This is a genomic window from Thermoflexus sp. (assembly GCF_025055495.1).
Taxonomy (GTDB): Bacteria; Chloroflexota; Anaerolineae; order Thermoflexales; family Thermoflexaceae; genus Thermoflexus.
This window is the reverse complement of sequence record NZ_JANWXB010000425.1, coordinates 1-1,489: the sequence shown is the minus strand read 5'-3', so window position 1 is coordinate 1,489 and position 1,489 is coordinate 1. Positions and strand designations below refer to the sequence as shown.

The following is a 1,489-nucleotide window of genomic DNA, read 5'->3' as shown; positions in this document are numbered from 1 at the left end:
CACGCCACGAAGCAGCGTGGGGAGAGGGGTTCAGAAACTCTTGGGGGTGATCGGTTACTACCCTAGGGAGTGACTACTCTTGGTGCAGAGGATGGCGGGAAAGGTTTTTCAAGCGGGCGAGGCGATCGTGCGATCGTCTCGCCCGCTTTCATTTCCCCAATCACGGAACCCCAGCTAAAATGCCACAAGTACGGCACGGCTGGGCCCCTGCCCAGGAGGTGGAGCGCATTCTCCCCACGAAAAGGGCCCGCTGCGCCATGCCATTCCCATTCCCCAGCCCGACGGGGCCTTACACCGAAGAGAGGTCCGATGAGCAGGCCCCTCGGATGCCAGAGAATCCATTCCATGGTTTCAGAGGATAGGGCCATCGATGTCCCGTTCGCTATGGATCGGCGTGCTGTTGCTTGGGGTTGCGTGGGTCCTGCGACTGCCGTTTTTAACGTTCCACAGTATGTGGCTGGATGAGGCGGTGGCCGTCTGGGTCGCCCGGCTGCCGATGCCCGTGCTGCTGGAACGGACAATGGCTTTTAAAGAAGAAGCGAGCCCCCCGCTTTATTTTCTGCTCTTGAAGGGCTGGATGGCCCTTGCGGGAGATGGGGAGTTCGCTGTTCGCTTTTTCTCCGCCTGGTGGATCGTGTTCGGCCTGGCTTGGCTCTGGCATGTGGGGGCACTCGCTGGCCGTAGATCTACCCGGATGGTTGCCCTGGCGCTGGGCGCTTCTCAGCCTTACCTGATCTGGTTCTCGCAGGAGGCGCGGGTTTATGGGTTGCTGTTCGCCCTCAGCGCGATGAGCACGGTCTGGCTCCTGAAGGCGCTTCGGGAGAATCGTCCTCATCGCTGGCTGCTGTATGCCCTCACGCTTGCAGCAGCCTATTACGTTCATCTGACGGCGATTTTTTTGACGATAGTCCATCTCGGGCTCGCCTTCATCGCCGGGCGTCCTCTCTGGTCCTCCCGTGGAGGGCGAGGAGCCCTTGCGCTCCTGATCTTGGCCGGGCTTCCGCTGGCCTGGCGAGCATGGAGTGGGCAACGAGAGGCAACTCTGTGGTGGAACCCCCCGCTTCCTCCTTTCGAAGCCCTTCGGCTGGTTCTGACCGCATGGACGGTTTATCATGCGCCGGATTCGCGTCTTGCGCTCCTTGGGGCGCTGTATGGCGGCGTGATGCTGATCCTGGGGGCATGGAGCGAGCGCCGCATTCGAGCCGGCTTGGCCGGGCTCGCGCTGGGCCTAGTCTTCTGGTATCTGTCCAGCCAGCGCTTTCCTCTCACCTCGCCGCGCTACTTGATGTCCATGACCCCGCTGATCCTTGCCGGGCTTGCAGTTGGGATCGGGAATCCGGCTTGGCGGGCGGGGGCCTTGGCGGGCTGGATTGGGCTGGCCGCCGTAGGGTTCCAGTATCTGTGGAGCCCCCTTAACGCAAAGGAGGACTGGCGAGGTGCCGCGGGCTGGGTCGCCGCACATGCCGGGTCCCACGACGTCGCCCTGTTC

Annotated in this window: 1 protein-coding gene; it reads left to right on the top strand. The window is 62.6% G+C overall.

What is annotated here, in order from left to right:
- Positions 1 to 370: 370 nt before the first annotated feature.
- Positions 371 to 1,489, top strand: a 1,119-nt coding sequence (locus tag NZM16_RS13795) for a glycosyltransferase family 39 protein (protein ID WP_295480937.1), incomplete at its 3' end; no start/stop codon positions are given.